The following is a 25,199-nucleotide window of genomic DNA, read 5'->3' as shown; positions in this document are numbered from 1 at the left end:
TCAGTCATTGCGGCCCGTGCGCGACAGCAGGTAGAGAAAGAAGGGCGCGCCGACCAGGGCCGTGAGAATGCCCAGCGGCAGCTCGATGCGCGTCGCGCTGCGCGCCAGGGTGTCGGCCGCAACCACGAAGCCCGCGCCCAGCAGGGCCGAGGCCGGCAGCAGGCGCACGAAATTGGGGCCGACCAGCAGGCGCGCCACATGCGGCACCACCAGCCCCACCCAGCCGACGATGCCGGCCAGCGACACGGCCGCCGCCGTGCCCAGCGTGGCACAGGCCACCAGCAGCAGGCGCAGGCGTGCCACGGGCACGCCCAGGGCCAGCGCCTCCTCGTCAGGCAGGCCCAGCAGGTTGATGCGCCAGCGTAACAGCAGCAGGGGCAGCAGGGCGCACAGCATCACGGGTGCCGCGGCAGCCAGCTCGGGCAGGGTCACGGCGCTCAGGCCGCCCATGAGCCAGAAGGTGATGGATGGCAACTGCGTATTGGGGTCGGCCAGCGTCTTGACCAGTGCGATGCCCGCGCCCAGCAGCGCGCCCAGCGCAATGCCGGCCAGCACCAGAACCAGCACCGGGTCATGCCGGCGCACGCTGGCGCTGATGGCCACCACCACGGCCACGGCGGCCAGCCCGCCGCCAAAGGCCAGCGCCTGAACGGCCGCCATGGACCAGCCCAGGAAGATGCCCAGCAGCGCGCCCAGGCCGGCACCGGCCGAGACGCCCAGGATGTCGGGCGAGACCAGCGGGTTGCGGAACATGCCCTGGTAGGCTGCGCCTGCCGCCGCCAGCGTGGCGCCCACGGCCAGGCCTGCGGCGATGCGCGGCAGGCGGATGTTCCAGAGCACGGTCTCGGCGCTGGCGGACAAGGGCGAGGCAGTGCCCATTGCGCGCGCCAGAAGCGACTGCCACAGCTGCTGCGGCGCGATGGAGAACTGACCCACCGCCAGCGCCCACAGCAGCACGGCGGCCAGCAAGGCCAGCGCAAGCACCCACCCCAGGCGGCGGCCTGTGGCAGGCATCAACGCGCGGTCTCCATCAGCCTGCCCAGCGCTGCGGGCGACAGGTCGGCGCCGTAGAACAGGCGGTAGAAGTCGCGCACCTCGCGTTCCAACGGCGGCAGTCCCTGCAGTGCCGGCGCCTGCGGGTGGAGCTTTTCCAGCAGCCAGCGCACACCGATCAGCCGGTTGACGCCGGGCGGACCATCCAGCCAGCCGAAGGGCCAGACCGGCGCGCAGTGCACGCGGCCCGAGCGCACGGCGGCCACGCCGCGCCACAGCGGGTCCTGGCGCATGCGCTCGGCAAGGCCGGGTTCCTGCGTGACGATGACCTGCGGGTCCCAGGCCAGGATCTGCTCCATGGACACGCGCGTGAGCCCGCCGCGCCCTGCATCGGCGGCCACATTGCGCCCGCCCGCGTACTCGACGGCTTCCACATTGATGGAGCCCGCCAGCCCTGTTTCCAGCCCATTGGCGCTGCGCGCGAAATAGACGCGCGGGCGCTCGGCCGGTGCCATGCCCTGGGTGGCACGCTGCGCCAGTGCTGCCACGGCATCGGCATGGCGGGCCAGGGTTTCGCCACGCGCAGCCTCGCCCAGCAAGGCGCCGACCTCGCGCAACTGGCGTGCGTGGTCGGCCAGCGAGCCCTGGATCAGCACGCAGGGCAGGCCGGTCTGGCGCGCCAGCCGCTCGGTGGCCGAGATATAGGTGGTATCGGCCGTGCCGGCGTCCAGCACCAGGTCGGGCTGCAGCTTCAGCAGCGATTCCAGCGGCATGGTGCTGCCGCGCCCGGACAGGCGGCCCAGGTGCGGCAGCGCCTGCAACGTGGGCCCCAGATAGGCGCGCGAGACATCGTCCAGCTGCTGGGGCCAGCCCAGCAGCTTGTGCGGTGCAAGCGTGGCCACCAGCACGCCTGCGGGCGGTCCCGCCGCGAATACGCGGCGCAGCCTGGCAGGGTCCGGCATCTGTCCCATGCGGGCGGCAATCGTGGTTGCCTGGGCATGGCCGGGAACAAGAGCCGATGAGGCCAGTGCCGCCATGGCCTGGCCCAGCCAGCGGCGGCGGGTGAACAGAAGATCGGTCATGAAAATCAGGGGATGGGGCTGGCGCAGCCACGGCGCTCAAGCTGTGCCTGGCACCATTGCTCGATCTGCACCTCATCGGCTGCCAGCTCGGCATGCAGGCTGCCGGTGTACCTGCGCCAGTCTTCAAGATGGCGGGCCGCGACGGCCGTGAGCACGGGCGTGCCGGCCTCGACAAAGGCCGCGAATTCTGCGGCAAAGCCCTGGCCCGAGGCCTCGACGATGCCGAAGCGGTTGATTACCACCAGATCCACGCCATCGTCCAGCGCCTGGCGAAGCACGGCGCTGGCCTGGGCCAGGGCCTGGGGGTTGAGACTGCAGGCGCGCGAGGCGCAGCCCAGGTCCTGGGACAGCTCGAATTGGCGGTCACTGCGCAGGTCGAACAACTGCATGCGCTTGTTGCCGTTGGCATAGCGGTCCTGGCGATGCACCAGGCCGCCCACGCGCCAGCCCGCGCCTTGCAGGCGGCGTGCCACGCGTTCGAGCAGCAGCTCCATTGCATGCTCGTCGTCGGGATGGACCAGGGCGGCCAGGGGCAGGGTGGCAGGTGAGTTCATGGCATGCGGTGCTTGTGGGATCCAGGCAGGTTTTTACTCCTGGCCGCCGCCGGTGTCGTTGACCAGGGGCATGCTGTCGCGCCCGAAGATCCAGGGACCTCCGGCTGCCACATTGGCCAGCGCCAGTTCCTGCTGGCCCGGTGCGGACAGCAGATGCTCGGCCAGCCGTTGCGCGCTGCGGCGCTGGCCAGCGTCGGCCGGATGGCGCGGCCCGAGCGTGAGCAGCACATAGGGCCGGCGCATCAGCGGGTCGCCGTGCAGCAGCAGCTCGATGCCGGGCGCGCCCATCTTGCCGAAATGCAGCGGGATATGGCCCACCACGGCATAGGCCTGGAGCTCGGCCGCCAACTGCAGCACGGCCTGGGGGCGCGGCCCGGTGTCGGCGCGCAGCCAGCGGGCGTCCGGCCGTATGCCGGCGCGGCGCCACAGCCGCTGGACCACGGTATAGCTGCCGGGGTCGCGCAGCGCGATGAAGGGCGAGCCGCTGGCAACGATGCGGCGCATGGCCTCCACGCCATCGGCCGCGCCGCGCACCCCGGCCGGATCATGCGCTGGGCCGGCGAACACATGCTCGTTCCAGCCCCAGACCCGCGCGGCCGATGCCAGGCCGGCAGCCTCCAGCGACATGGCTTCATCGCTGGCGTGGATGAGCAGCAGCTGGGCGCGGCCCTGGGCCATGGCGGGGATCACGCCCTCCTTGGGCGCGGCAACGGCGGTGCGCACGGACAGGCCCAGGCTGCGGCCCGCCGCGTCGGCCAGGTGCGGCCACACACCGCACAGCGACAGGCCGCCGACCACGGCCACGTTCACGCTGGCAGGTTCGGCCGGCTGGGCGGCGCAGCCGCTCAGGGCTGCCAGCGCGGGCAGGGCGCCCAGCAGGCGGCGGCGATCGGGGCAGAGCGGTTCCATGGATTCAGGGCCAGTCCGTGCTTCAGAAGCGATAGCCCAGGTTGACATACCAGCTGCGGCCCGGCATGGGCAGGCCGTCATCGAACTGGTACCACTTGTCGCCGATATTGGCCACGCCAAAGTCCACGGTGATGTCGCTGCGCGGCTTGTAGCGTGCGCGCAGGTTGGCAATGCCGTAGCCCGACAGCTTGAGCGTCTGCAGCTGGCCGCTGCCCGACAGCGGCACGTAGCGGCCCTTCTCGGTCTCGACCTCGGCATTGAATTCCCACTGCGCCAGCGGACGCCACTGAACGCCGGCCAGCAGGCGGTGGCGCGGCGTGTTGGTCAGCGTGATGCTGGAGTCGCTGGTATTGCGGCGGTTCAGGTAGGTGTAGCCGGCGTTCACGCCCCATTGCGCGGACAGTTGCTGGGCCAGGGACAGCTCCATGCCGATGTTGCGCGTGCGCCCCACGTTCTGCGCCTGGTTGCAGGTGGTGCCGCCGCATTCGGCCGAGGCCACGACCACGGTCTGGATCTGGTTGCGCACGCGGCTGTAGAACAGCGCGGCCTGGCCCTGGCCACCCTGCCAGGGTGAGCCGCTGACGCCCAGCTCCAGGTGGTTGGCCGTCTCGGGCTGCAGGTCGGGGTTGGCCAGGGCCGTGCCCATGCGTGCCGAGTAGCGGTCCTTGATGGTGGGAAAGCGCGTCTTGTGCGAGGCGATGAAATACGCCTCGCTGCCACCGCCCAGCGTATAGCCGAGCTTGGCCACGCCATTGGTGGCGCTGGCGGAGCCCGTGGGCCACTGGTAGACCTCGCGCGCATCGCGCTGGTCGTGGCTGAGCGCCAGGTTCAGGCTCCAGCGTTCGGCCAGGGAGATCGTGTCCTCGATCACCAGGGAGCGCGTCACGTCGCGGTAGTGCTTGCTGGGGTCCTTGGCCGAGGCGGCATCGGTGTGCTCGTCGATCTTGTAGTGCGCGCCCAGGCGCAGCGCATGGCCCTTGAAACTGTAGTTGGCCCACTCGATGCTGGCGCCCTGGCTCACGTCCTTGTAGCTGCTGGTGGGGTCATGGCGCGTGTAGCTCGCGTCCGTGTACATGTCCAGGCCGTTTTGGTAGGTGTCGTGGTAGATGCGTGTCTTGAGCAGGTTGTCGGCATTGATGCGCGTGGTGCTCAGAAAGTACACGCTGTCCTTGTCCCAGTAGGGCCAGCGCCAGTAGCGGATGACGTTCTTGCCCGTGGCGCTGCCGGTATACACGGGGTTGCCCTTCTCGCCTTCCTGGCGCACATAGCCCAGCGCGTATTCGTCCGTGGCATTGGGCGTGAGGCCCAGCTTGAACGACAGCCGCTTGTCCGTGCGGTAGGCGTTGTCGCGGTAGTTGCCCGTGTCGGTGGGCTGCTTCTTGAAGTCCTTGAAGCCCTTGGGCAGCGGAAAACTGTCCGCGTCCAGGTAGGAGGCGCCAAGCTGGTAGTACCAGGTACCCAGGTTGCCGCCCAGGTTCACGGCGGCCTTGCGTTCGCCGCCTGCGCCTGCGCCGATGCGCGCATCGCCCTCGAAGGATTTGACGGGCTTGCGCGTGACCAGGTTGATGGCGCCGCCCAGCGTATTGGGGCCATACATCAGCGATGCGCCAGCCTTGGCCACGCGGATCTCGGACAGGTCGAACGTGGTGAAGCGGCCGAAGTCCACATAGCCGTCATAGGGCCCGTACAGCGGCACGCCGTCCACGAAGACCGGCACCTGGCGCGGATCGAAGCCGCGCAGGTAGATCATTTCCTCGTTGCGATTGTTGCGCGACAGCGTGGCGCCCGGCAGCAGGCGCACGGCGTCGGCCACGGTGTCGGCATTGCGCTGGCGCATCTCGTCGGCGCCCAGTCGCTGTTCATCGCCGGATATGGCCTGCGCCTCATCACGCGCACCGTGCACATCGACCGTGCCCAACTGGAAGGTCTGCGAAGCCTGGGCTGCAGGCGCACCCGATTGGGCCTCGACCTGGGCTTGCGCCTGCGTGCTGGCGGCCAGGCCTGCGAGCAGCAGGGCGTGTGTCAGTGCGGAGCGAAGGCGGAACGAGGGTGAGCAGAGGGCGGGTGAGGATGCGGGAGCGCAGGAGCGGGGCTGGCGGATCACGGTTTCAGGTTCTTGTGTGGTTGAACGCGGGGAGCGGCTGGTTGTTTCCTTTTGAAAACAGGTTCCGGATTCTAGCGATATGCACTAACAAACATAACGAGTGACAAAAACCGTCTGCGGGAAGACTCGGGTTTTCTTTCAGGCCGTTGTGTGAATGCCCGGCCGTTCAGCGGCCGGGCGGTTCAACGGCTCAGCGCCTGCGGCCCAGGCGCTCGCTGGCCAGGGCAGCCGCCAGCCTGGCATCCAGGGGCAGCGGTTCGTCGTGCAGGCGTGCTGCCAGCAGCTCGCCGCACAGCAGCGACAGCGTGAGCCCGCGCGAGCCCATGGCCGTCAGGGCCCACAGGCCGGGAGCCTGATCGGACACCGGTCCGACCACGGGCAGCCGGTCTGGCGAGGCCACGCGCACGGCGCCCCAGGTGGCGCGCGGTGGCGCGTCGAAGAAGCCTTGCAGGCCCTGATAGGCACCTGGCAGCAGCTGCGCCAGCTTGGCGCCATTGGCTGCATGGGCGGCGGCCTGGTCTTCGGGACTTGGCGGCAGCGCGGTCTGGTCGCGCTCGAAGGTCGATCCCATGACCCAGCCTGGCCCGGCTGCATCGCCGGGCAGCGGCATGGCAGGCACCAGGTTGCCATGGCCGTTGACGGGGAAGGGCGGCATGGCATGTGCGCTGGCCGGGGTGTGCACATCCCAGCTGACCTGGCCGCGTATGGGCTGCAGCGGCCAGGCGGCCTGGGCGCCCAGGCTGTGCTCCAGCAGCGTATTCGTTGCGGGGCCCAGTGCGATAACGACCAGTTCAGCCTCGGCCTGCAGATTGCCCTGTGCATCCAGGGCCTGCCAGACGGGCGCGCCACCGGCTGTGTCGGTGCATGCAAGACGCGCCACGCAGGCGCGGCCCTGCCAGCGCACGCCGGGCAGCGCCAGCTGCGCCTGCACCAGCCGCGCCGGGCGCACCCAGCCGGCCTGCGCATGCCAGCAGGCCGGGGCGTCGGCAGGCAGGCAGGCCGCCGAGAGTTGATCGGCGCTTGCGGGCCGGCTCCAGTGGTCGCCCGGGCCGGGGGATTGCCAGTCGCGCGGCAGCCGCGGGGCGGCTTCCACGCCATGCTCCAGCACGCCGGTATCGCACCAGTCCGTGCCCGGTTGCAGCAGGCCCTGGCCGGAGAGCATTTGCAGCTGCGCCAGTGTCAGGCGTGCGCCGTCGCGGCTCAGGCGGGACAGCAGGCTGTCATCGGGCGAGACATGGGGGCAGAACAGGCCCGCGGGCAGGGCCGAGGCGCCCGCTGCAGGCGCGTCGGCAGCATCCAGCACGGTGACCTGCCAGCCACGGCGCGACAGGCTGGCGGCGGCGGCCGCGCCGGCGATGCCTGCACCCAGCACCATGCAGCGCCGTGGGGTGATGGCTTCCTGCGGCTGTGCACGCGGCCCGCGCGGCCCACGCGGTTGCCAGGCCGGGTCAAACACGGCATGCAGGTTGTGGCGCTTGGGGCGCACGCCATCCACCTTGCGGACCTGAAAGCCGTGCTGGGCCAGGCCATCGCGCACCGTGCGCGCCACGCACCAGGTGGACAGCTGTGTGCCGCGCCGGCAATGGCGCGCCAGCGCGCGCAGGGTCTCGGCGCTCCAGAGCTCGGGGTTGAGTTCCGGCGTGAAGCCGTCCAGGTAGATGCTGTCGGCCGTGAGCTGCTGGCGCCGCAGCATGGCCTGGGCATCACCGATGTACAGCGTCAGCAGCACGCGCCCCTGCTCGAAGGCGAGGCGGTGCACGCCGGGCAGCAGGCCCTGGAACCGGGCCGCCAGTTGCTCGGCCAGCGCACGCAGGCCGGGTTCCCGGGGCAGGGCCTGGCGCATGGCGTCTGCACTGACGGGAAAGGCCTCGGCCGAGACGAAATGCAGCAGCCTTGGGCGCCGGGGATCGGTCTTCCAGGCTTCCCAGGCCACGAGGAAATTCAGGCCGAAGCCGAAGCCGGTCTCCAGGATGCGCCATTGCGGCGCATCGGCCCAGGCCGCCGGCAGGCCGCAGCCGCCCAGAAAGACGTGACGGGCCTGGTCCAGGCCGCCGAGTTCGCTGTGGTAGCGGTCGCCGAAGCGCGGGCTGTAGGGCGTGCCATCGGGCAGCCAGTCAATGGGTTCGGACATGGGCAAGGGGCAGAACTACTCCTCCCAGCGCTGCTGGTAGGAGAACACGGGCAGCCGCCACTTGAAGCGGATGGCAGCCAGGCGCAGCGTGAGTCCGCCGGCAAAGCAGACGACGGTGCTGAGGTTGGAGCCCACTTCCAGCGTGCGCAGTCCCAGGAACAGCAGGCACACGGCCAGCGACACGCTGGCGTACAGCTCGCGCCGGAAGACGACCGGCACCTGGTTGCACAGCACGTCGCGCAGAATGCCGCCGCTGATGCCGGTCAGCATGCCCGACATCACCACCACCACGGGCGGATAGCCCAGCTCCAGCGCCACGTTGCAGCCGATCAGCGAGAAGGCGATCAGCCCCATGGCGTCCAGCAGCAGAAAGACCTGCTTGAGATGGTGCATGTGGCGCGCCACGACGATGGTCAGCAGCCCGGCCGAGATGACCAGGTAGACATATTCAGGGTGCTGCGTCCAGCCGATGGGGTAGTGGCCCAGCACCATGTCGCGGATGGTGCCGCCGCCCAGCGCGGTGACGAAGGCGATCACGGCCACGCCGAAGATGTCCATGTTGCGCCGGCCCGCCGCCAGCGCGCCCGACATGGCTTCGGCCGTGATGGCCACGAGGTAGATCACCAGCATGACGGTGAACTGCGATGCCTGGAACGATTCCAGCAGGGAGACGGATGGAAGCACGGAAAACCTCGGGTGAAGACCGGCCCGCGCCGCAGGGTGTGCGGCCACTGCGCCGTCCAGCGCAAGAAGGCGGGCATTGTAGGCGGTCTCTGGGCGGCGGCCGTTTGCGGCACCGCAAATGAAACCGCCCCCGGCGCGTTGCGACGGGGGCGGTGAAAAGGCGCGAAGCGGCTCAGGCCGTAGGAGGCACGTAGCCGGCCGCCGCATCGGCGCCGCCGCCGAAGAAGTGGTTTTCCATCTGGCGGGCCAGGTACTGGCGGGCGCGTGCGTCGGCCAGGTTCAGGCGGTTTTCGTTGACCAGCATCGTCTGGTGCTTGAGCCAGTCGGCCCAGGCCTGCTTGCTCACGCCTTCAAAAATGCGCTTGCCCAGCTCGCCGGGGTAGGGCGGGAAGTCCAGGCCTTCAGCGTCAACGCCAAGCTTGATGCAGTGAACGGTACGTGCCATGGGGAATTGAGTCCTTGTCTTGTGGAGATTCAGATGTTTTTGGAATAACAAACTGAAATCTTATTGGTTTGAGTTTTAAGAGTTGGCTTTGAGAATGCTTTCCACGGCACCAGACCGTCGTCTCCACTCTCTACCGACACTCCAATGAAAATTCGCCGCCACTTTATCAAGTTTCCTGTCGCCGCCGGCCTGATCGCGGGCTTGACCCTGTCGGCTCTGCCGGCGTTGGCCCAGTCGGTGCAACTGCTCAATGTCTCCTACGATCCGACGCGCGAGCTGTACGTGGAGTACAACCAGGCCTTCGCCAAGCACTGGAAGGCCAAGAGCGGCCAGGACGTGAGCGTCAAGCAGTCGCATGGCGGCTCGGGCAAGCAGGCGCGTTCCATCATCGACGGCATCGACGCCGACGTGGCCACGCTGGCGCTGGCCGGCGACATCGACGCCCTGGTCAAGAACGGCAACCTGCTCAAGGCCGACTGGCAAAAGCGCCTGCCGCACAACTCGGCGCCCTACAGCTCCACCATCGTCTTCCTGGTGAAGAAGGGCAATCCCAAGAACCTCAAGGACTGGGACGACCTGGTCAAGCCCGGCGTGCAGGTGATCACGCCCAACCCCAAGACCAGCGGCGGTGCGCGCTGGAACTACCTGGCCGCCTGGGAATTCGCCAAGCGCAAGTACGGCGGCGACGCACAGGCCAAGGACTTCATCGGCAAGCTGTTCAAGAACGTGCCCGTGCTGGACACCGGCGCGCGCGGCGCCACCATCACCTTCGTGCAGCGCGGCGTGGGCGATGTGCTGCTGGCCTGGGAGAACGAGGCCTTCCTGGCACTCAAGGAGTTCGGTCCCGAGAAGTTCCAGATCGTCGTGCCTTCGCTGTCCATCCTGGCCGAGCCTTCGGTGGCCGTGGTCGACAAGGTCGTGGACAAGAAGGGCACGCGCGCCGTGGCCGAGGAGTACCTGAAGTACCTGTACTCCGAGGAAGGCCAGCGCATCGCCGGCCGCAACTACTACCGTCCCACCGATGCCAAGGTCAAGGCCGAGTTTGCGGACAAGTTCCCCAAGCTGGAGCTGGTCACCATCGACCAGGCCTTTGGCGGCTGGGCCAAGGCTGACAAGGACCACTTTGCCGACGGCGGCAGCTTCGACCAGATCTACACCAAGAAGTGAGTGCAGCGCGCCGGCCCGGCCGGCGCCCACCCACTGATTCACCCGCTGTCCCAGACCCCTGCCAACCCCCACGATCCGCCATGTCCATCTTCCTGACCTCCCGCCACTCTTTGCAGGCCGCGCGCCGCACGGCGCAGGCAGGCGTGCGGATGCACAAGGCAGGAGTGGCAGGCAAGGCAGGCGTGGCAGGCGTGGTGGCATCCAGCTCTTTTCTTCGCTTCGAGACCATGGCCTTCGCCAGCCGGCGATGTAGCACCTGACGACTCCGTGCGGTGCGCCTGCAGGCCCGGCCCTGCAGGCGGCCGCCCCTTGCTCCGCCTTCCCTTTTTTTGTTTTCTGGCTGCATGCCGCGCGCATGCATGGGCAGCGCTTTGCCTGAGCCACGCACCACTCTTCCAAGGATGTCCGTCATGGTCTCGTTTGATTCTTTCCCCCGACACACAGCCAACTGGCGCCGACGCCAACTGCTGGGCGCGGGCCTTGCCGCAGCAGTCGCCACGGTGGGCGGCCCGGCCCTGGCCCAGGACAAGGCGGGCGACCGCGTGCTGCGCGTGGGCCACCAAAAGGGCTGGCTGTCCATCCTGAAGAGCCGGGGCACGCTGGAAAAGCGGCTGGCGCCGCTGGGCGTATCCGTGCGCTGGATCGAGTTCAACGCCGGCCCCGTGCAGCTGGAGGCGCTGAACGTGGGCTCCATCGACTTCGGCGATGTGGGCGAGGCCCCACCCATCTTTGCGCAGGCTGCAGGCGCACCCCTGGTCTATGCGGGCGCCACCGTGCCGCGCCCCGGGCTGGAGGCGGTGATCGTTCCCAAGGATTCGCCCATCCGCAGCGTGCAGGACCTCAAGGGAAAGCGCGTGGCCTACAACAAGGGCTCGAACGTGCAGTACTTCCTGGTCAAGCTGCTGGAAAAGCATGGCTTGAAGTACGGCGATGTGCAGTCCGTCTTCCTGGCGCCGGCCGATGCGCGCGCCGCCTTCGAGCGCGGCTCCGTCGATGCCTGGCTGATCTGGGACCCCTTCCTGGCTGCCGCCCAAAAGACGCTGGACGCCCGCCTGCTGGCCGATGCCACGGGCGTGGTCAACAACCGCGCCTACTACTTCACCTCGCGCGATTTCGCCACGCGCAATGCCGATGTGCTGCGCATTGCCATCGAAGAGGTCGATGGGATTGACCGCTGGGCCTCGAAGAACCAGACGGCCGCTGCCGCCGAGCTGTCCAGCATCCTGGGCCTGGACAAGTCCATCACCGAGCTGTACCTGAGCCGTGCCCGCTTCGGCACCTCGTCCGTGACGCGCGAGATCCTGGCCGAGCAGCAGCAGATCGCCGACACCTTCTTCGAGCTCAAGCTCATCCCCCGCAAGCTCAACCTGCTGCATGCCGCGCCGGTGGACCTGATCGCGTCGCGCCCCTGAGCCCACTGCAAGGAGTCCGCACCATGAATGCCAATTCCAAGAAGCCCCGCCTGGACCGCGTGCGCCGCCAGGCCCTGCAACTGCTGGGCACCACCGCCTTCAGCTGGAGCCTGGCCGGCCAGTACGCACGCGCCGAGACGCCGGCCGCCGTGGCCGGGCCCGAGCAGTTGCGCATCGGCTACCAGAAGTCAGCCGTCAACCTGGTCATCCTCAAGCAGCAAGGCGTGCTGGAAAAGCGCTTTGCGGGCACCAAGGTCAGCTGGCTGGAGTTTCCGGCCGGCCCCCAGCTGCTGGAGGCCCTGGCCGCCGGCAGCCTGGATTTCGGCCTGACCGGCGATTCACCCCCGGTCTTTGCCCAGGCCGCGGGCCGCGACCTGCTGTACGTGGGTGCCGAGCCGCCCAAGCCCGAAAGCTCGGCCATCCTCGTGCCGTCGGACTCGCCGCTGCGCGCCCTGGCCGACCTCAAGGGCCGGCGCGTGGCGCTGCAAAAAGGCTCCAGCGCCCATTACCTGCTGGTGCGTGCGCTGGACAAGGCGGGCCTGGCCTGGAACGAGATCCAGCCCGTGTACCTGGCCCCGGCCGATGCGCGCGCCGCCTTCGAGCGCAAGAGCGTGGATGCCTGGGCCATCTGGGACCCGTTCTACGCGGCCACCGAGCTGGCGATTCGCCCGCGCGTGCTGGCCAATGGCGAAGGCCTGTCGGGCAACGCCTCGTTCTACCTGGCCTCTCGCGGCCTGGTGGAGCGCCATCCGCAGGTGCTGCGCGCGCTGTTCGACGAGCTCACGCGCGCCGATCGCCTGGCTCAGAGCGCGCGCCAGGAGGCCGTGGCCCTGGTGGCCGGCTTCAGCGGTCTGGATGCGGCGGTGGTCAGCCGCTTCATTGCGCGCCGGCCCAGCTCCCCCGTGGGCCTGCTGGCTGCGCAGACCGTGGTGGACCAGCAGCGCGTGGCCGATGCGTTTTTTCGGCTGGGCCTGATTCCGCGCCAGGTGCAGGTGGCCGACATCGTCTGGCGGCCCTCGGCGGCCGAGTACGCGCGGCTGGCCGAGCCTGCGGCGGCACGGCCTTCTTCCGCCCTTTGATTTCCTTCCTCGATTCCGTCCCCTGACTGGAGCAGCGCATGCAGGTTTTCTGGTTCATTCCCACCCACGGCGACAGCCGCTACCTCGGCACGGCCGAGGGCGCCCGCCCGCTCAGCCACGACTATGTCAAGCAGGTCGCCATCGCGGCCGACAGCCTGGGCTACGAGGGCGTGCTGATTCCCACGGGCCGCTCCTGCGAGGACCCCTGGGTCGTCGCCTCCAGCCTGATTCCGGTCACCAAGCGCCTGAAGTTCCTGGTCGCCGTGCGTCCCGGCCTGCACCAGCCTAGCCTGGCGGCGCGCATGGCGGCCTCGTTCGACCGCCTGTCGGGCGGGCGGCTGCTGATCAACCTGGTCACGGGCGGCGACCGCGCCGAGCTGGAGGGCGACGGCGTCTTCCTCGACCATGCGCAGCGCTACGAGCAATCGGCCGAGTTCATCCGCATCTGGCGCGAGATCCTTGAGCGCAGCCATGAGGGCGGCACGCTCGACTACGAAGGTGAACACCTCTCGGTCAAGGGCGCCAAGCTGTTGTTCCCGCCGCTGCAAAAGCCGTATCCGCCCGTGTACTTCGGCGGTTCGTCCGAGGCCGCGCACGACCTGGCCGCCGAGCAGGTCGATGCCTACCTGACCTGGGGCGAGCCCCCGGCCGAGGTGGCCAAAAAGATTGCCGATGTGCGCGAGAAGGCGGCGCGCCATGGCCGCAGCGTGAAGTTCGGCATCCGCCTGCACGTCATCGTGCGCGAGACCGAGGATGAGGCCTGGGCCGATGCCGATCGCCTGATCAGCCGCCTCAAGGACGAGACCGTGGTCCAGGCCCAGGCCGCCTTCGCGCGCATGGACTCGGAAGGCCAGCGCCGCATGGCCGCCCTGCATGCCGGCGGCAGCCGCCGCACGCGGGCCGAGCTGGAGATCAGCCCCAACCTCTGGGCCGGCGTGGGCCTGGTGCGCGGGGGCGCGGGCACGGCCCTGGTGGGCGATGCGCAGACCGTGGCCGACCGCATCAAGGAGTACGCGGACCTGGGCATAGACACCTTTGTGCTGTCCGGCTATCCGCACCTGGAAGAGGCCTACCGCTTTGCCGAGCTGGTCTTCCCGCTGCTGCCGCTGTCCGTGCGCGACAGGCTGGCTGGCGGAGTGGGCGGGCCGCTAGGCGAGACCGTTGCCAACCTGTACTCGCCGCGCGCGTCGCAAAGCTGAGGGAGTCACGCATGTCCGATGCACGTACCGTTACTGCGCTGCCGGCCTCCTCGGCCCCCCCGGCCGGCGATTCCTGGTCGCCGCTGCTGCGCTTTGCGGCCGGCGTGGGCCGCCGTCTGGTGCCCTGGCTGGTGCCGCTGGCGCTGATCGCCGTCTGGCAGGCCGCCTCGGCGTGGGGCTGGCTGTCCACGCGGGTGCTGCCCGCTCCGCTGGATGTGCTGCGCGCCGCGCAGGCGCTGGCCGAGTCGGGAGAGTTGCTCAAGCATGTGCAGGTGAGCGCGGGCCGCGCGCTGGGCGGTCTGGCCATCGGCGGCGGGCTGGGGCTGGCGCTGGGCCTGCTCACGGGCTCGCTGCGCTGGGCGGAGACGCTGCTGGACTCCACCATCCAGATGGTGCGCAACATCCCCGCGCTGGCGCTGATTCCGCTGGTCATCCTGTGGTTCGGCATCGACGAGAGCGCCAAGCTGTTCCTGATCAGCGTGTCGGTGTTCTTTCCCATCTACCTGAACACCTTCCACGGCATACGCAATGTGGACCCTGCGCTGATCGAGATGGGGCGCAGCTACGGCCTCACGCGCTGGCAGCTGTACCGCGAGGTCATCCTGCCGGGCGCGCTGTCCTCCATCCTGGTGGGCCTGCGTTTTTCGCTGGGCCTGATGTGGGTGATCCTCATCGTGGCCGAGACCATCTCGGCGCAGTCGGGCATCGGCTACCTGACCATGAATGCCCGCGAGTTCCTGCAGACCGACGTGGTGCTGGTCGGCATCCTGCTGTACGCCCTGCTGGGCAAGCTGGCCGACTGGTTTGCGCGTGCGCTGGAGCACTGGTGGCTGCGCTGGCATCCGGGCTACCAGCCCAAGTGACACAAGGAGCACGACATGAGCCGATGGAACCGCATGAAGACCACGCTGGCACAGGCCGTGGAGCTGAACACCACCGCGCCGGCGATGGCCTGGGAGGCCTCGTTCGATGCCGATGGCCTGGACGTCAGCGACCGCCTGGCCCAGAACGACGATGCGCCGCAGTCCGCATCCCCCCAATCCGCACCGCGCCGTGGCGTGCGCCTGCAGGCCGGCGGGCTGACCAAGCGCTACGGCCAGCGCGAGGTGCTGCACGAAGTGCAGCTGCAGGTGGAGCCTGGCGAATTCGTCGCCATCGTGGGCCGCAGCGGCTGCGGCAAGAGCACCTTGCTGCGCCTGGTCGCTGGCCTGGAGCAGGCCACGGCCGGCACTTTGCTGCTGGACGGCGAGCCCGCACGGGCCGTGCAGGGCGCGCAGGGCGGCACGCGCATCATGTTCCAGGACGCGCGCCTGCTGCCCTGGCGGCGCGTGCTGGCCAATGTGACGCTGGGCCTGCCCGCCTCGGCCCAGGAGCGTGGCCGCGAAGTGCTGGCCCAGGTCGGCCTAGCCGACCGCGAGGGCGAATGGCCGGCGCGCCTGTCCGGCGGCCAGCGCCAGCGCGTGGCCCTGGCGCGCGCCCTGGTGCACCGCCCGCAACTGCTGCTGCTGGACGAGCCGCTGGGCGCGCTCGATGCGCTCACCCGCATAGAGATGCACCGCCTGATCGAAGGCCTGTGGCAACGCCACGGCTTCACGGCCCTGCTGGTCACGCATGACGTGCAGGAGGCCGTGGCCCTGGCCGACCGCGTGGTGCTGATCGAGGACGGCCGCATCGCGCTGGATGAACGCATCGCCCTGCCACGGCCGCGCGTGCACGGCAGCGTGGCGCTGGCGGCCATCGAGCAACGCATTCTCGACCGCGTGCTGCAAAAGCCCGCCGCCGAGCCCGAAGCCAATCCGCTGACCGACACCACGGCCTGGCCCGGCGTACCGGCCCATGGCCTGCGCTGGGCGGTCTGACTTTCCGTTTTCCCCAACCTTCCTTTGATTCCTTTTGATCCCCAGGAGAAAAACATGTCCATTCAAGCCATCAACGTGCGCAACCAGTTCAAGGGCCAGGTGCGCGAAATCATCCGAGGCGACGTTGTCTCCGAAGTCGATGTGCAGACGCCCTGGGGCGTGGTCACCTCGGTGATCACCACGCGCTCGGTGGACGAGTTGGGCCTGGTCGTGGGCTCCGACGTGGTGGCCCTGGTCAAGTCCACCGAAGTGTCCATTGCCAAGCTCTGAGGCCAGGCACTGAAGGCACTGCCGATGCTCAACCGCCCCAGAGCATCGGCTTGTTGACCATGAGGTAGTAGGTCACGGCCATGGCGATGAAGGCCGGGTAGCCCAGCGCCTCCCATCGCCGGGCGTAGACGGCATACAGCGCGGGCAGGGCGGCCTGCGCTGCGTGCGCGCCGCGCGCCATGGCGGCCATGCGCACCTGCAGCCAGACCACGGGCAGCCAGCAGGCGCCGGCCAGCAGGTACAGGCCCAGCGACAGTGCCAGCCACGGCGTGGTCAACGGCCAGCCCGCCATGTGGGCCAGGGCAATGCCGCTCAAGGGCTGTATGACCACGCAGGGCGTGGTGAACCACCAGTCCGCACGCACCACCAGGCGGCTGACCACGGCCTGGGCAGCGACGCTGCCGCTGCGGTTGGCGAAGAACATGTAGAAGGCCGAGCCCAGGCCGGTGCCGACCAGCAGCACGCTGGACGCGATATGCAGCGTCTTGAGCAACAGGTAGAGATTCATGCGGACTCCTTCGGGGTGACAGGTGCCGACATCAGGTGCAGCAGCATGGCGGCGATCGGCAGGTTCTTGAGCAGCGGCCCCAGCGGATGCAGCCACAGCGTGGGCTGCAGCACTGTGGCCAGCACGGTCATGGCGGCCATCAGCAGCAAGGCCGCCAGATAGCTCTCCCGGCCCGGCCGCAGCCACAGCGCCAGGCCCACGGCCAGGTCGGCGAGCAGGCCGCTCCAGATCAGGAATGTCTGCCAGCGCGCATCGTGGATGCCGGCATCGGCCAGCACCTGCACGCTCAGGCCGCGGTGCTCGATGGCACTGACCAGGGCCGTGCCCAGCCAGACGGCGATCAGGCTCAAGTGCATGGTGCGCAGCGGTGCTGGAACGGGGCGGGAGCGGCGCTCATCCATGGCGCAAGGTGGACAGCAGTTGGGATGGCGCAACGCCGGGTCGGCCCAGCAGGGCTTGCAATCCGGCCGGATCGGTGACGTTGTCGCTGGCCAGCATGGCCAGTGTCTCGCTGCACCAGGGTGAGGCGCTGACCCAGTCGCCAGCGCGTGCGCTGGCGCGGGTGAGCCAGCCGGGCAGCGTGCCCACGCGGGCTGGAGCGCGGCCCATCTGCGCGCGCAGGCTGGCAATCAGCGCGGCCAGCGGCAAGGGCAGGGGGCCGCCGATCTCGATCATGCCCACGGGTTCGGGGCGTGTCACCAGGCCGGCCACGGCCTCGGCCAGGTCGCGCACGGCCACCGGCTGCACGCGGGCCTGCAGCACGGGGCGCGGCAGCAGCAGCGCCGGCAGGCGCGCCATGGACAGGAACATCTCGCTGCTGGCGCCGCCAGCGCCGAACACCACGCTGGGGCGCACCACGCAGCCTTGCAGATGTCCGGCTGCCGTGAGTGCCAGCAGATGCTCGTCAGCGGCGCGCTTGGTGGTGGCGTAGCGCGTGGCACTGCCTTCTATGCCCAGGGCAGAGATCTGCACCACGCGCCGCACGCCGGCCGCCGCGCAGGCATCGAACAGGGCGATGGGGGCCTGGGCGTGCATGGCATCAATGGGCCGGGAGGCGCTGTCGCGCAGCACGCCCACGGCATTGACCACGGCGTCCACGCCCGCCAGGTGCGGCAGCCAGGCGTCGGGCGTGGTGGCCTTGGCGTAGTCGAGCGCAGGCAGGGAATGGCGGCTGCGCGCCACGGGATCATGGCCGGCCAGGGCCAGCAGGTTGACGATATGGCGGCCGATGAAGCCGTTGCCGCCGCAGACCAGAATGCGCATGGTGACCTCCAGTTTCTCTTGTGACGGAAATTTCAGGCTCGGCGTCCGCGCTTGACGCGGGTGTCAGCGGCCTCGGAGCGCACGAAGCGCTGCACGCTGGCGCCCAGGCGCAGCAGCTTGTCCAGCGTGGAGGGCGACAGCCGCAGCATCTCGTCGGTCCAGATGCCCAGCGACTCCATCAGGCGCAGCGTCTCGTGCACGCGGTCCTGGGTGTCGGGGGATTCGTCGTCGAAGCCAGGCTCGGCGATCAGTTCTCGCAGCATCTCGGAGGTCGGGTCGAACTCGCGCTGCTTGCGCTCTCGCACGATGGTGCGCAGCAGCTCCCAGACATCGGACGAGGTCTCGAAGTAGTCGCGGCGGTCGCCAGGCCTGCGGCTGGTGCGGATCAGCTCCCAGCCTTGCAGTTCCTTGAGGCTGTTGCTCACGTTGGAGCGAGCGGCGCCCAGCGTGTCGGCAATCTCTTCCGCGTTGAGCGGGCGGCCATGGAAAAACAGCAGGGCGTGGATCTGGGCGACCGTGCGGTTCACCCCCCAGGAGCTGCCCATGTCGCCCCAATGGTGGATGAAACGGTGTGCGATGGGACTCAGTTGCATGGCATCAGTGTCTGCAGGCCTGAAATTTCTGTCAAGAGAGAAATTTGTGAAAGCTGAAAAATCAAAACCGGCTGCAGCGCGGAGGCGGCACCTGGCGGGGCGCGGCATGTGCTGCTCCATAATGCTGGGCAGCCTGGCCTGCCACCCAGTACATACACAGGCAGGCCGTCGTTTTGAGGGGAACACCATGACTGCTGTGCAAAACCTGCGTGCCATCACCGTGCTGGCCGCCTGCGCGCTGGCGCAGGCCGCGTCTGCCGCCTGCTATTCCGTCTACACGCCCGAGCAGGAACTGATCTACCGCTCCAACCGCCCGCCGGTGGACCTGACCTTGCCGCTGCACCAGACCGTGGACAAGATCGAGCGCGGCGCCACCATGGTGTTCACGCTGGACGAATTCAACTGCATCACCGAAATCAACCTGCTGGCCGAACGCGAGCAACTGGCCCGGGCGCGCCAGGAGCGGCAGCGGGACCTGGGCCGCAGCAGCACTCCGCGGTCCTGAGAGGCAAAAGCGAGTTGGGGGCTTTTTTGGGGAGCCGCCAACAGGGCAAGGGGAGAGCCTGAGACAATCGTGCCCCATGAGTGAACCCCGCGACAACAAGATCCCCGACAACCTGCCCGAAGCCGACATCGACGCCCCTGCACTGCCCGAAGGCTGGCTGCAGGTGCTGTCCATGGATATGGACGCCCAGGGCGTGGCCCGCAAGAGCGATGGCAAGGTGGTATTCATCGACGGCGCACTGCCGACCGAACTGGTCAGCGCCAACACCCATCGCAAGAAAAACAACTGGGAAGCCGCCAGCCTGACGGCCATCCACCGCGAATCTTCCCAGCGCGTGCGCCCCGGCTGCCCGAATTTCGGTCTGCATGCCGGTGCCTGCGGCGGCTGCAAGATGCAGCATCTGCACGTGGGCGCCCAGGTGGCCATCAAGCAGCGCGTGCTGGAAGACAATCTCTGGCATCTGGCCAAGGTCAAGCCCGAGACGCTGCTGCGCCCCATCGAAGGTCCGTCCTGGGCCTACCGTTTCCGCTCGCGCCTGTCGGTGCGCTATGTGGCCAAGAAGGGCAAGGTGCTGGTGGGCTTTCACGAGCGCAAGAGCCGCTACATCGCCGACATGGAGACTTGCAAGATCCTGCCGCCCCATGTGGACGCCATGCTGCTGCCCATGCGCGCGCTGATTGCCTCCATGGATGCGCGCGAAACCTGCCCGCAGATCGAGGTTGCCTGCGGCGACTCCGTCACGGCCCTGGTGCTGCGCCATCTGGAGCCGCTGTCCGAGGACGACCAGGCCCGGCTGCGGGCCTTCGCAGTCGAGCACAACGTGCAGTGGTGGCTGCAGCCCAAGGGCCCGGACACCGTGCACCTCATGGAGCAGGGAGGCGCCCAGCTCGACTACGGCCTGCCCGATTTCGGCATCACCATGCCGTTCAAGCCCACGGACTTCACCCAGGTCAATCCGCACATCAACCGCGTGCTGGTCACGCGCGCGCTGCGCCTGCTGGATGTCAAGAAGGACGAGCGCGTGATCGACTGGTTCTGCGGTCTGGGCAACTTCACCCTTCCCCTGGCCACGCAGGCGCGCGAGGTGCTGGGCATCGAGGGCAGCGATACCTTGGTCAAGCGCTCCCATGAAAACTACGCGGCCAACAACGCACAGCGCGCAGAGGGCGACAAGCTCGCGCCCACGCGCTTTGTGGCGCGCAACCTGTTCGAGATGACGCCCGAGATGCTGTTTGCCGACGGCGTGGCCGGCAAGTGGCTGGTGGATCCGCCGCGCGAAGGCGCGTTTGCGCTGTCCAAGGCCCTGGCTGACATCCACCAGGCGCGCATCGGTGCCGAAGGCGCCGAGCCCCTGCCGGCAGGGCATGAGGCCTGGCGCTTTCCCGAGCGCATCGTCTATGTCAGCTGCAATCCCGCAACGCTGGCGCGTGATGCCGGCCTTCTGGTGCATCTGGCCGGCTATCGCTGTGTATCGGCAGGCGTGGTCAACATGTTCCCGCACACGGCCCACGTGGAGAGCATGGCGGTGTTCGAGCGCTGCGCAGACTGACAGCCTGGCTGCCTGCGCCATGAAAAAAGCCGTGGAGCCCTCGGGCGGCCACGGCTTTTTAACGGGCGGATCCAGATCTCAAATCCGGATCTCAAAAGGGGTCAGCTGCGATTGCGGCCTGAGGTCGGCTCGGCAGGCGCCTCGTCCTTGTCGCTGCGGCGGCGGTCGCTCTGACCCAGGACCGAAGGCGTGCCTTCCATCTTGTTGGCGCGCATGTACTCGTCCATATCCTTCCAGCCTGCAAACACCAGGGCCTTGGACGATTTGGGGTTGAGCGTGTAGCAATCCTCCAGCCCGCGCAGGGCATGGCGGCACGCCCCGCCGATGGCCTTGGCCTCGGCCTCCTTGGCGACGGTGCGGGGGTCCGGTCCCAGGCCCGGAATATCATCCAGCTTGCAGCCGGCGAGCAGCGTGGGCAGCAGCAGGATGGCGAAGGTGCGGGGAAGATTAGGCATGGTCATCTTGAGGAGATTATCGGCAGGCCTTGGAAGAAGTTGAGTCCGCTTTGCACAAATGATGATCCCGGACATGCAAAAGGCCTCCCGAAGGAGGCCTTTGGTGTGCAGCAGGGAAGGTGAAGCCTTCCGCGTGCGGCATCAGTCGCGTTCGCCGCCCATGATGCCCAGCAGGGCCAGCAGGCTCTGGAACACGTTGAACAGGTCCAGGTACAGAGCCAGCGTGGCGCTGATGTAGTTGGTCTCGCCGCCGTCCATGATCTGCTTGAGGTCATAGAGCATGTAGGCGCTGAAGATGCCGATGGCCGCCACCGAGATCGCCATCATGCCGGCCGTGGAGCCGATGAAGACGTTGATGATGGAGCCCACGAACAGCACTAGCACGCCGACGAACAGGAACTTGCCCATGCCCGACAGGTCGCGCTTGATCACCGTGGCCAGCGAGGCCATGACCAGGAACACGCCGGCCGTGCCTGCAAAGGCGGTCATGATCAGCTCGGAGCCGTTCTTGAAGCCCAGGATCATGCCGATCATGCGCGACAGCATCAGGCCCATGAAGAACGTGAAGCCCAGCAGCACGGGAATGCCGGCTGCCGAGTGCTTTGTCTTCTCGATGGCGAACATGAAGCCGAAGGCGCCGCCCAGGAAGACGATGAGCCCCAACCCGCCGCTCAGCGAGCGCGTGATGCCCGTGGCCACGCCCAGCCAAGCGCCCAGCACGGTGGGGAGAAGACTCAGGGCCAGCAGCCAGTAGGTGTTGCGCAATACGCGATTGCGCTCTTGCTGCGAGACACCGTAGCCCGCAGAGCCCAGTGTGGTGACTTGATCATTCATGTGGCCAGTCCTCCGAAGGAGTGTTGTTGCGACTTGCCCATTCTAGGTGGCGGCTTGCGCGCGACTTGCAATACCCCGAGCCGCCGCCATGGTTTGGTTTCGAATGTTTTGTTCTGCGCATGCATTGTCAGTCCTCATACGATTGCTATGCTTATAGGACATTTGTGATGGAATGGATAATTGGAATCTTATGAAGACCAAGCATGAACTCGAACTGGCCGACGTGAAGGCCATTGCCGCCGCCGCAGAAGCCGAGGCGCTGAAGAACAAGTGGGCCGTGACCATTGCCATCGTCGATGACGGCGGCCACCTGCTGTGGCTGCAGCGCCTGGATGGCGCCGCCGCCGTGTCGGCCCACATCGCTCCGTCCAAGGCCCGCTCGGCGGCCCTGGGCCGCCGCGATACCAAGGGCTATGAAGACATGATCAACAACGGCCGCACGGCCTTCCTGAGCGCGCCCACGCTGGACGGCCTGCTCGAAGGTGGCGTGGCCATCATGAAGGACGGCCAATGCCTGGGCGCCGTGGGCGTCAGCGGCGTCAAGGCGAGCGAGGATGCGCAGGTTGCCGGCGCCGGCATTGCTGCTCTGGGCCTGTAATAGCCCCTGGTGCACCCATGCTGCCTGAATCGGTCCCTGGGGACTGATCCATGCAACCAAGAAAAAGCCCCTGTGCCGATGGACAGGGGCTTTTTCTTTGGTCAATCTGCGCTGCAGCGCGGGGAAAAAATGCTTGGCTACGCAAAATCCGGAGATTTTGTTGGCTGGCTAATCGACCTCTGAGACTGGAAGTCCCAAGGTCGCCCCACGATGAAACGAAGAAGCCGCCGGTCGGGCATCCGACGACGGCCGGAATCTTGTTTATTTGGTCAGGATGAGCTTGCCCAGCTTTGTGGCCTGCAGGCGGTAGGGCGTGCCGTTGTGCACGATGGTCACAGCCTTTTGTCCATTGAGCAGCAAGGTGCTGTCGAGTCCGCTGGCGGCCCCGGTCAGGGCTGCAGATGCTGCGGCCTGCAGCGCTGCAAAGGCCTGGGCGTTGGAGTTGCCGGACAGATGCGAGGTGGCGGCGGAAGTGGCAGACATGCAGGGAATTCCTCAAAAATTGGAAAGTTTTGTGAATGATAACAATTCTCAATTGAAAATCAAGTGAGACTTACTCGCATTGTGGTTTCTGGGACCAGTCCTATCCCTGCGACTCGATGCACTGCCAACGCGAAGAAAATGAAAAACGGCCCCGAAGGGCCGTTGTCGTTGATCGCCAGGCAAGGAATGCCTGCCACGGCCTACTTGGCCGGGTCCGTCACGAAGCCGATCTTGCGCACGCCTGCACGCTGTGCGGCAGCCATGGCCTGGGCCACGCGCTCGTAGCGGACTTCCTTGTCACCCTGGATGTGCAGGTCAGGTTGCGGCTCCTTGGCCGCCTCGGCCTTGAGGTTCTCCTCGAACTGCGTATCGCTGACGGCAACGCCATTCCAGTGGTACTGGCCATCGGCGGAGACGGCCAGGCGCACGGTAGCGGGCTTGACGTCCTCGGGCTGGTTGGTGGCGCGGGGCAGGTCCACGTTCACCGAATGCTTCATCACCGGCACGGTGATGATGAAGATGATCAGGAGCACCAGCATGACGTCGACCAGCGGCGTCATGTTGATCTCGTTCATCACCTCTTCGCCGTCATCGTCCATTGTTCCGAATGCCATGGCTTACGCGCCTTTCTTCAGCGGCAGCACGTTGCCGGCTTCCTTGCCGTCGATGGACACGCGGGCGCCGGTCACGAAGTAGGCGTGCATGTCGTGGGCAAAGCTGTTGAGGGCGTTGAGGATGGACTTGTTGCCACGCACCACGGCGTTGTAGCCGAGCACGGCGGGAATCGCCACGGCCAGGCCCAGGGCGGTCATGATCAGCGCTTCACCGATGGGGCCCGCGACCTTGTCGATCGAGGACTGGCCGGACAGGCCGATGGCGACCAGCGCGTGGTAGATGCCCCAGACGGTGCCGAACAGGCCGATGAAGGGGGCGGTCGAGCCCACGGAAGCCAGAATGGCCAGGCCCGATTGCAGGCGGGCGGTGAATTCGCTGATGCCGTTGCGCATGCAGCGGGTCACCCAGTCGCTGATGTCCAGCGTGTCATGCAGGTGGGCGCTGGTCTTGCGGTGGTGGGCGGTGGCTTCGCGGCCTTCGAGCACCAGGTAGCGGAAGGGGTTGGAGCGGTCATCGCCCAGCTTTTCCAGGCCGCTGGCCAGGTCGGGGCTGTGCCAGAAGTCCTGGGCGTTGCGCGCCAGCTTCTTGAACTTCACGATGTCCAGGGCCTTGATGATCATCACGAGCCAAGAGGCCACCGACATGGCCAGCAGGATGATGGCGACGGCACGGGTGACGAAGTCTCCCTGCGTCCAGACGTGGGCAATGCCGAATTGGGAATCCATGGATACTCCTGAGAATCAATTGAGGGTGAATTTGACCGGGACGGTGACCCACATGGGGGTTGGCGTGCCGTTGCTCTTGCCGGGGACGAATTTCCAGTTCTTGACGCCGTCCACGGCCTGCTGGTCCAGACGGTCGTAGCCGCTGGATTTGCTGACCTCGATCTTTTGAGGCAGGCCTTGCGCGTCCACGAAGATGCGCAGCGTGACCGTTCCCTGTTCCCCCATGCGCCTGCTGATGGCGGGGTAGTTGGGGGCCGGGTTGTTGAGGTAGGCCGCGTTGTTGGACGGCAATTCGATCTTGGGCGGAGCCGGTGGTGCCGGGGGGGCGGGAGGCGCTGGCGGCGCAGGAGGGGCGGGTGGTGCCGGTGGTGCTTCCACCACGGGCTTGGGCTCGTCGTCCAGCGTGCCGCGCGGCGCCGCAGGTGCGGGCTTGGGGTCGGCAATGGCCTTGGGCAGCGGCGGTGCCTTCTTCACGACCGGCTGGGGTTTGGGAGGTGGCGGCGGAGGAGGAGGCTTGGGTGCCTCGGGCTCGGGAGCGGGTGGCGAAATGAATTCCGCAATCACCTGGGCTGGCACGATGACCTCTTCGGGTGCGCGCTGGAGCAGTCCATGCTGCATCGCCCAAAGGGTTGCTGCATGCAAGACCACGACCGAACCCGCGATGGCCACGTTACGGCCAAGGCCCCCGGGGGGGCCAAAACGATCAGACTGGGACATAGAGACAGAAGGAGCGGTCAGCGTATGGGAGCCGGGTGCTGTCGCTCGGAAGACGGAGTATCAGCTGCGCAGAATCCACCAGGTGCATGTAACGACGAGGATCAGGCTGCCGACAAGTGCTGAGAGGAGGACCATGCTTTGCTCTCCAGAATGTTGTTGGCAAGCTGGACGGTCTGGGCCGCGACCTCGTTGTGGATGGCCGCCACGGGCTGGCTGGCGCAGCATTGCGCCACCACATCCCGGGCGCAGCTCTCGCAGCGGCCGCACTGCATGGCGATACCCAATTCGAATTGGATCTCGTCAAAGCTCATGCCCGCATGAGCGTGGCGTGCGATCTCACGGTCGGAAACCCGGCGGCATACACAGACGATCATGGCTACAGGCAGTAGTGGCTGGCTATTGATAGGATGAAAAATTATAAATGAGAATTCATCGCATTTGCAATTCTTGGTTGTCTGTAGGGATG

Annotated in this window: 30 protein-coding genes; 11 read left to right on the top strand and 19 right to left on the bottom strand. The window is 67.5% G+C overall.

What is annotated here, in order from left to right; genetic code table 11:
• From DA1_RS11825 to DA1_RS11790, 8 genes are all read right to left on the bottom strand, one after another.
• Window positions 1-1,014, bottom strand: coding sequence for a FecCD family ABC transporter permease (locus tag DA1_RS11825; protein ID WP_034395309.1), 1,014 nt, complete (start codon window positions 1,012-1,014; stop codon window positions 1-3).
• Window positions 1,014-2,075 (bottom strand): iron ABC transporter substrate-binding protein, encoded by a 1,062-nt coding sequence (locus DA1_RS11820; protein WP_034395312.1) that lies wholly within the window; start codon window positions 2,073-2,075, stop codon window positions 1,014-1,016. Before DA1_RS11820 ends, DA1_RS11825 begins: the two co-directional genes overlap by 1 nt.
• A 5-nt stretch (window positions 2,076-2,080) precedes the next feature.
• Window positions 2,081-2,629, bottom strand: a complete 549-nt coding sequence (locus tag DA1_RS11815) for a DUF2478 domain-containing protein (RefSeq protein ID WP_034395316.1) — start codon at window positions 2,627-2,629, stop codon at window positions 2,081-2,083.
• Window positions 2,630-2,662: 33 nt separating this feature from the next.
• On the bottom strand, window positions 2,663-3,538 hold the full coding sequence (locus DA1_RS11810) for an ABC transporter substrate-binding protein (protein WP_034395319.1): 876 nt from the start codon (window positions 3,536-3,538) through the stop codon (window positions 2,663-2,665).
• A 22-nt stretch (window positions 3,539-3,560) separates the two neighbouring features.
• Window positions 3,561-5,642 carry a TonB-dependent receptor plug domain-containing protein gene (locus DA1_RS11805; protein ID WP_034395322.1) on the bottom strand — a complete coding sequence of 694 codons (2,082 nt, stop codon included), beginning with the start codon at window positions 5,640-5,642 and terminating at the stop codon, window positions 3,561-3,563.
• A 190-nt stretch (window positions 5,643-5,832) separates the two neighbouring features.
• Window positions 5,833-7,773 carry a bifunctional tRNA (5-methylaminomethyl-2-thiouridine)(34)-methyltransferase MnmC2/FAD-dependent 5-carboxymethylaminomethyl-2-thiouridine(34) oxidoreductase MnmC1 gene (gene mnmC, locus DA1_RS11800; RefSeq protein WP_034395326.1) on the bottom strand — a complete coding sequence of 647 codons (1,941 nt, stop codon included), beginning with the start codon at window positions 7,771-7,773 and terminating at the stop codon, window positions 5,833-5,835.
• A gap of 15 nt (window positions 7,774-7,788) precedes the next feature.
• Window positions 7,789-8,457, bottom strand: coding sequence for a trimeric intracellular cation channel family protein (locus tag DA1_RS11795; RefSeq protein ID WP_012206442.1), 669 nt, complete (start codon window positions 8,455-8,457; stop codon window positions 7,789-7,791).
• A gap of 172 nt (window positions 8,458-8,629) precedes the next feature.
• Window positions 8,630-8,902, bottom strand: coding sequence for an oxidative damage protection protein (locus tag DA1_RS11790; RefSeq protein ID WP_012206441.1), 273 nt, complete (start codon window positions 8,900-8,902; stop codon window positions 8,630-8,632).
• A gap of 144 nt (window positions 8,903-9,046) precedes the next feature.
• On the opposite strand from DA1_RS11790, the gene DA1_RS11785 reads away from it, so the two are divergent.
• From DA1_RS11785 to DA1_RS11750, 8 genes are all read left to right on the top strand, one after another.
• Entirely contained in the window at window positions 9,047-10,069 is a 1,023-nt protein-coding gene (locus DA1_RS11785; RefSeq protein ID WP_013801660.1) for a sulfate ABC transporter substrate-binding protein, read from the top strand.
• An 80-nt stretch (window positions 10,070-10,149) separates the two neighbouring features.
• Window positions 10,150-10,329, top strand: coding sequence for a hypothetical protein (locus tag DA1_RS11780; RefSeq protein ID WP_034395330.1), 180 nt, complete (start codon window positions 10,150-10,152; stop codon window positions 10,327-10,329).
• A gap of 150 nt (window positions 10,330-10,479) precedes the next feature.
• On the top strand, window positions 10,480-11,481 hold the full coding sequence (locus DA1_RS11775; RefSeq protein WP_016448337.1) for a sulfonate ABC transporter substrate-binding protein: 1,002 nt from the start codon (window positions 10,480-10,482) through the stop codon (window positions 11,479-11,481).
• A gap of 23 nt (window positions 11,482-11,504) precedes the next feature.
• Window positions 11,505-12,560: an aliphatic sulfonate ABC transporter substrate-binding protein gene (locus DA1_RS11770; RefSeq protein WP_034395332.1), complete on the top strand. Its 1,056-nt coding sequence runs from the start codon at window positions 11,505-11,507 to the stop codon at window positions 12,558-12,560.
• 38 nt (window positions 12,561-12,598) lie between these two features.
• Window positions 12,599-13,759, top strand: coding sequence for an FMNH2-dependent alkanesulfonate monooxygenase (gene ssuD, locus DA1_RS11765; protein ID WP_034395335.1), 1,161 nt, complete (start codon window positions 12,599-12,601; stop codon window positions 13,757-13,759).
• 11 nt (window positions 13,760-13,770) lie between these two features.
• Complete coding sequence (gene ssuC / locus DA1_RS11760) at window positions 13,771-14,622, top strand: aliphatic sulfonate ABC transporter permease SsuC (RefSeq protein WP_034395338.1); 852 nt, start codon at window positions 13,771-13,773, stop codon at window positions 14,620-14,622.
• 15 nt (window positions 14,623-14,637) lie between these two features.
• Window positions 14,638-15,618 (top strand): ATP-binding cassette domain-containing protein, encoded by a 981-nt coding sequence (locus DA1_RS11755; protein ID WP_012206435.1) that lies wholly within the window; start codon window positions 14,638-14,640, stop codon window positions 15,616-15,618.
• A gap of 54 nt (window positions 15,619-15,672) precedes the next feature.
• Complete coding sequence (locus tag DA1_RS11750) at window positions 15,673-15,888, top strand: TOBE domain-containing protein (protein ID WP_012206434.1); 216 nt, start codon at window positions 15,673-15,675, stop codon at window positions 15,886-15,888.
• A gap of 28 nt (window positions 15,889-15,916) precedes the next feature.
• On the opposite strand, the gene DA1_RS11745 is transcribed toward DA1_RS11750, so the two are convergent.
• The 4 genes from DA1_RS11745 to DA1_RS11730 are packed head-to-tail and all read right to left on the bottom strand — an operon-like array spanning window position 15,917 to window position 18,252.
• Entirely contained in the window at window positions 15,917-16,396 is a 480-nt protein-coding gene (locus tag DA1_RS11745; protein WP_034395341.1) for a DUF2269 family protein, read from the bottom strand.
• On the bottom strand, window positions 16,393-16,797 hold the full coding sequence (locus DA1_RS11740) for a DoxX-like family protein (RefSeq protein ID WP_034395344.1): 405 nt from the start codon (window positions 16,795-16,797) through the stop codon (window positions 16,393-16,395). The genes DA1_RS11745 and DA1_RS11740 overlap by 4 nt, the downstream gene beginning before the upstream one ends.
• Complete coding sequence (locus DA1_RS11735; protein ID WP_034395347.1) at window positions 16,790-17,659, bottom strand: NAD-dependent epimerase/dehydratase family protein; 870 nt, start codon at window positions 17,657-17,659, stop codon at window positions 16,790-16,792. The genes DA1_RS11740 and DA1_RS11735 overlap by 8 nt, the downstream gene beginning before the upstream one ends.
• Window positions 17,660-17,691: 32 nt before the next feature.
• Window positions 17,692-18,252 carry a GbsR/MarR family transcriptional regulator gene (locus DA1_RS11730; protein ID WP_034395350.1) on the bottom strand — a complete coding sequence of 187 codons (561 nt, stop codon included), beginning with the start codon at window positions 18,250-18,252 and terminating at the stop codon, window positions 17,692-17,694.
• Window positions 18,253-18,439: 187 nt separating this feature from the next.
• Between DA1_RS11730 and DA1_RS11725 the strand changes: the two genes are divergently transcribed.
• Complete coding sequence (locus DA1_RS11725; protein ID WP_013801667.1) at window positions 18,440-18,757, top strand: hypothetical protein; 318 nt, start codon at window positions 18,440-18,442, stop codon at window positions 18,755-18,757.
• 76 nt (window positions 18,758-18,833) lie between these two features.
• Window positions 18,834-20,306, top strand: a complete 1,473-nt coding sequence (gene rlmD, locus DA1_RS11720; protein WP_034395354.1) for a 23S rRNA (uracil(1939)-C(5))-methyltransferase RlmD — start codon at window positions 18,834-18,836, stop codon at window positions 20,304-20,306.
• Window positions 20,307-20,407: 101 nt separating this feature from the next.
• Here rlmD and DA1_RS11715 read toward each other — a convergent pair whose 3' ends face one another.
• Window positions 20,408-20,836: a hypothetical protein gene (locus DA1_RS11715; protein ID WP_013801669.1), complete on the bottom strand. Its 429-nt coding sequence runs from the start codon at window positions 20,834-20,836 to the stop codon at window positions 20,408-20,410.
• A gap of 66 nt (window positions 20,837-20,902) precedes the next feature.
• Window positions 20,903-21,595 (bottom strand): Bax inhibitor-1/YccA family protein, encoded by a 693-nt coding sequence (locus DA1_RS11710; protein WP_012206426.1) that lies wholly within the window; start codon window positions 21,593-21,595, stop codon window positions 20,903-20,905.
• 190 nt (window positions 21,596-21,785) lie between these two features.
• Here DA1_RS11710 and DA1_RS11705 point away from each other — a divergent pair, with 190 nt between their 5' ends.
• Window positions 21,786-22,193, top strand: a complete 408-nt coding sequence (locus DA1_RS11705; protein ID WP_034395358.1) for a heme-binding protein — start codon at window positions 21,786-21,788, stop codon at window positions 22,191-22,193.
• Window positions 22,194-22,454: 261 nt separating this feature from the next.
• Here the strand turns inward: DA1_RS11705 and hemP are convergent, their stop codons facing one another.
• The 5 genes from hemP to DA1_RS11680 form a co-directional block, all read right to left on the bottom strand.
• The gene (gene hemP, locus DA1_RS11700; RefSeq protein ID WP_012206424.1) at window positions 22,455-22,676 is read right to left on the bottom strand and encodes a hemin uptake protein HemP; all 222 of its coding nucleotides are present in this window, start codon (window positions 22,674-22,676) and stop codon (window positions 22,455-22,457) included.
• Window positions 22,677-22,876: 200 nt separating this feature from the next.
• Complete coding sequence (locus tag DA1_RS11695; protein ID WP_013801671.1) at window positions 22,877-23,290, bottom strand: ExbD/TolR family protein; 414 nt, start codon at window positions 23,288-23,290, stop codon at window positions 22,877-22,879.
• Window positions 23,291-23,293: 3 nt separating this feature from the next.
• Window positions 23,294-24,016 (bottom strand): MotA/TolQ/ExbB proton channel family protein, encoded by a 723-nt coding sequence (locus tag DA1_RS11690; RefSeq protein ID WP_012206422.1) that lies wholly within the window; start codon window positions 24,014-24,016, stop codon window positions 23,294-23,296.
• 15 nt (window positions 24,017-24,031) lie between these two features.
• Window positions 24,032-24,733, bottom strand: coding sequence for an energy transducer TonB (locus DA1_RS11685; protein WP_013801672.1), 702 nt, complete (start codon window positions 24,731-24,733; stop codon window positions 24,032-24,034).
• A 101-nt stretch (window positions 24,734-24,834) separates the two neighbouring features.
• On the bottom strand, window positions 24,835-25,107 hold the full coding sequence (locus DA1_RS11680) for a (2Fe-2S)-binding protein (protein ID WP_012206420.1): 273 nt from the start codon (window positions 25,105-25,107) through the stop codon (window positions 24,835-24,837).
• Window positions 25,108-25,199 lie beyond the last annotated feature (92 nt).

The organism is Delftia acidovorans NBRC 14950, assembly GCF_001598795.1.
GTDB lineage: Bacteria > Pseudomonadota > Gammaproteobacteria > Burkholderiales > Burkholderiaceae_C > Comamonas > Comamonas acidovorans.
Note: the sequence above shows the minus strand (reverse complement) of the source record. Positions and strands in the feature narration are given on the sequence as shown.

What these genes read in the sequence shown, in the direction of transcription:
- DA1_RS11745 (WP_034395341.1), bottom strand. Translation starts at nt 16,396, where the DNA reads ATGAATCTCTACCTGTTGCTCAAGACGCTGCATATCGCGTCCAGCGTG.
- DA1_RS11770 (WP_034395332.1), top strand. Translation starts at nt 11,505, where the DNA reads ATGAATGCCAATTCCAAGAAGCCCCGCCTGGACCGCGTGCGCCGCCAG.
- DA1_RS11725 (WP_013801667.1), top strand. Translation starts at nt 18,440, where the DNA reads ATGACTGCTGTGCAAAACCTGCGTGCCATCACCGTGCTGGCCGCCTGC.
- DA1_RS11790 (WP_012206441.1), bottom strand. Translation starts at nt 8,902, where the DNA reads ATGGCACGTACCGTTCACTGCATCAAGCTTGGCGTTGACGCTGAAGGC.
- DA1_RS11810 (WP_034395319.1), bottom strand. Translation starts at nt 3,538, where the DNA reads ATGGAACCGCTCTGCCCCGATCGCCGCCGCCTGCTGGGCGCCCTGCCC.
- DA1_RS11710 (WP_012206426.1), bottom strand. Translation starts at nt 21,595, where the DNA reads ATGAATGATCAAGTCACCACACTGGGCTCTGCGGGCTACGGTGTCTCG.
- DA1_RS11740 (WP_034395344.1), bottom strand. Translation starts at nt 16,797, where the DNA reads ATGGATGAGCGCCGCTCCCGCCCCGTTCCAGCACCGCTGCGCACCATG.
- ssuC (WP_034395338.1), top strand. Translation starts at nt 13,771, where the DNA reads ATGTCCGATGCACGTACCGTTACTGCGCTGCCGGCCTCCTCGGCCCCC.
- DA1_RS11785 (WP_013801660.1), top strand. Translation starts at nt 9,047, where the DNA reads ATGAAAATTCGCCGCCACTTTATCAAGTTTCCTGTCGCCGCCGGCCTG.
- DA1_RS11820 (WP_034395312.1), bottom strand. Translation starts at nt 2,075, where the DNA reads ATGACCGATCTTCTGTTCACCCGCCGCCGCTGGCTGGGCCAGGCCATG.
- DA1_RS11780 (WP_034395330.1), top strand. Translation starts at nt 10,150, where the DNA reads ATGTCCATCTTCCTGACCTCCCGCCACTCTTTGCAGGCCGCGCGCCGC.
- DA1_RS11775 (WP_016448337.1), top strand. Translation starts at nt 10,480, where the DNA reads ATGGTCTCGTTTGATTCTTTCCCCCGACACACAGCCAACTGGCGCCGA.
- DA1_RS11680 (WP_012206420.1), bottom strand. Translation starts at nt 25,107, where the DNA reads ATGATCGTCTGTGTATGCCGCCGGGTTTCCGACCGTGAGATCGCACGC.
- DA1_RS11735 (WP_034395347.1), bottom strand. Translation starts at nt 17,659, where the DNA reads ATGCGCATTCTGGTCTGCGGCGGCAACGGCTTCATCGGCCGCCATATC.
- DA1_RS11695 (WP_013801671.1), bottom strand. Translation starts at nt 23,290, where the DNA reads ATGGCATTCGGAACAATGGACGATGACGGCGAAGAGGTGATGAACGAG.
- DA1_RS11825 (WP_034395309.1), bottom strand. Translation starts at nt 1,014, where the DNA reads ATGCCTGCCACAGGCCGCCGCCTGGGGTGGGTGCTTGCGCTGGCCTTG.
- DA1_RS11690 (WP_012206422.1), bottom strand. Translation starts at nt 24,016, where the DNA reads ATGGATTCCCAATTCGGCATTGCCCACGTCTGGACGCAGGGAGACTTC.
- DA1_RS11755 (WP_012206435.1), top strand. Translation starts at nt 14,638, where the DNA reads ATGAGCCGATGGAACCGCATGAAGACCACGCTGGCACAGGCCGTGGAG.
- DA1_RS11730 (WP_034395350.1), bottom strand. Translation starts at nt 18,252, where the DNA reads ATGCAACTGAGTCCCATCGCACACCGTTTCATCCACCATTGGGGCGAC.
- rlmD (WP_034395354.1), top strand. Translation starts at nt 18,834, where the DNA reads ATGAGTGAACCCCGCGACAACAAGATCCCCGACAACCTGCCCGAAGCC.
- DA1_RS11705 (WP_034395358.1), top strand. Translation starts at nt 21,786, where the DNA reads ATGAAGACCAAGCATGAACTCGAACTGGCCGACGTGAAGGCCATTGCC.
- DA1_RS11750 (WP_012206434.1), top strand. Translation starts at nt 15,673, where the DNA reads ATGTCCATTCAAGCCATCAACGTGCGCAACCAGTTCAAGGGCCAGGTG.
- mnmC (WP_034395326.1), bottom strand. Translation starts at nt 7,773, where the DNA reads ATGTCCGAACCCATTGACTGGCTGCCCGATGGCACGCCCTACAGCCCG.
- DA1_RS11685 (WP_013801672.1), bottom strand. Translation starts at nt 24,733, where the DNA reads ATGTCCCAGTCTGATCGTTTTGGCCCCCCCGGGGGCCTTGGCCGTAAC.
- DA1_RS11815 (WP_034395316.1), bottom strand. Translation starts at nt 2,629, where the DNA reads ATGAACTCACCTGCCACCCTGCCCCTGGCCGCCCTGGTCCATCCCGAC.
- DA1_RS11715 (WP_013801669.1), bottom strand. Translation starts at nt 20,836, where the DNA reads ATGTCCGGGATCATCATTTGTGCAAAGCGGACTCAACTTCTTCCAAGG.
- ssuD (WP_034395335.1), top strand. Translation starts at nt 12,599, where the DNA reads ATGCAGGTTTTCTGGTTCATTCCCACCCACGGCGACAGCCGCTACCTC.
- hemP (WP_012206424.1), bottom strand. Translation starts at nt 22,676, where the DNA reads ATGTCTGCCACTTCCGCCGCCACCTCGCATCTGTCCGGCAACTCCAAC.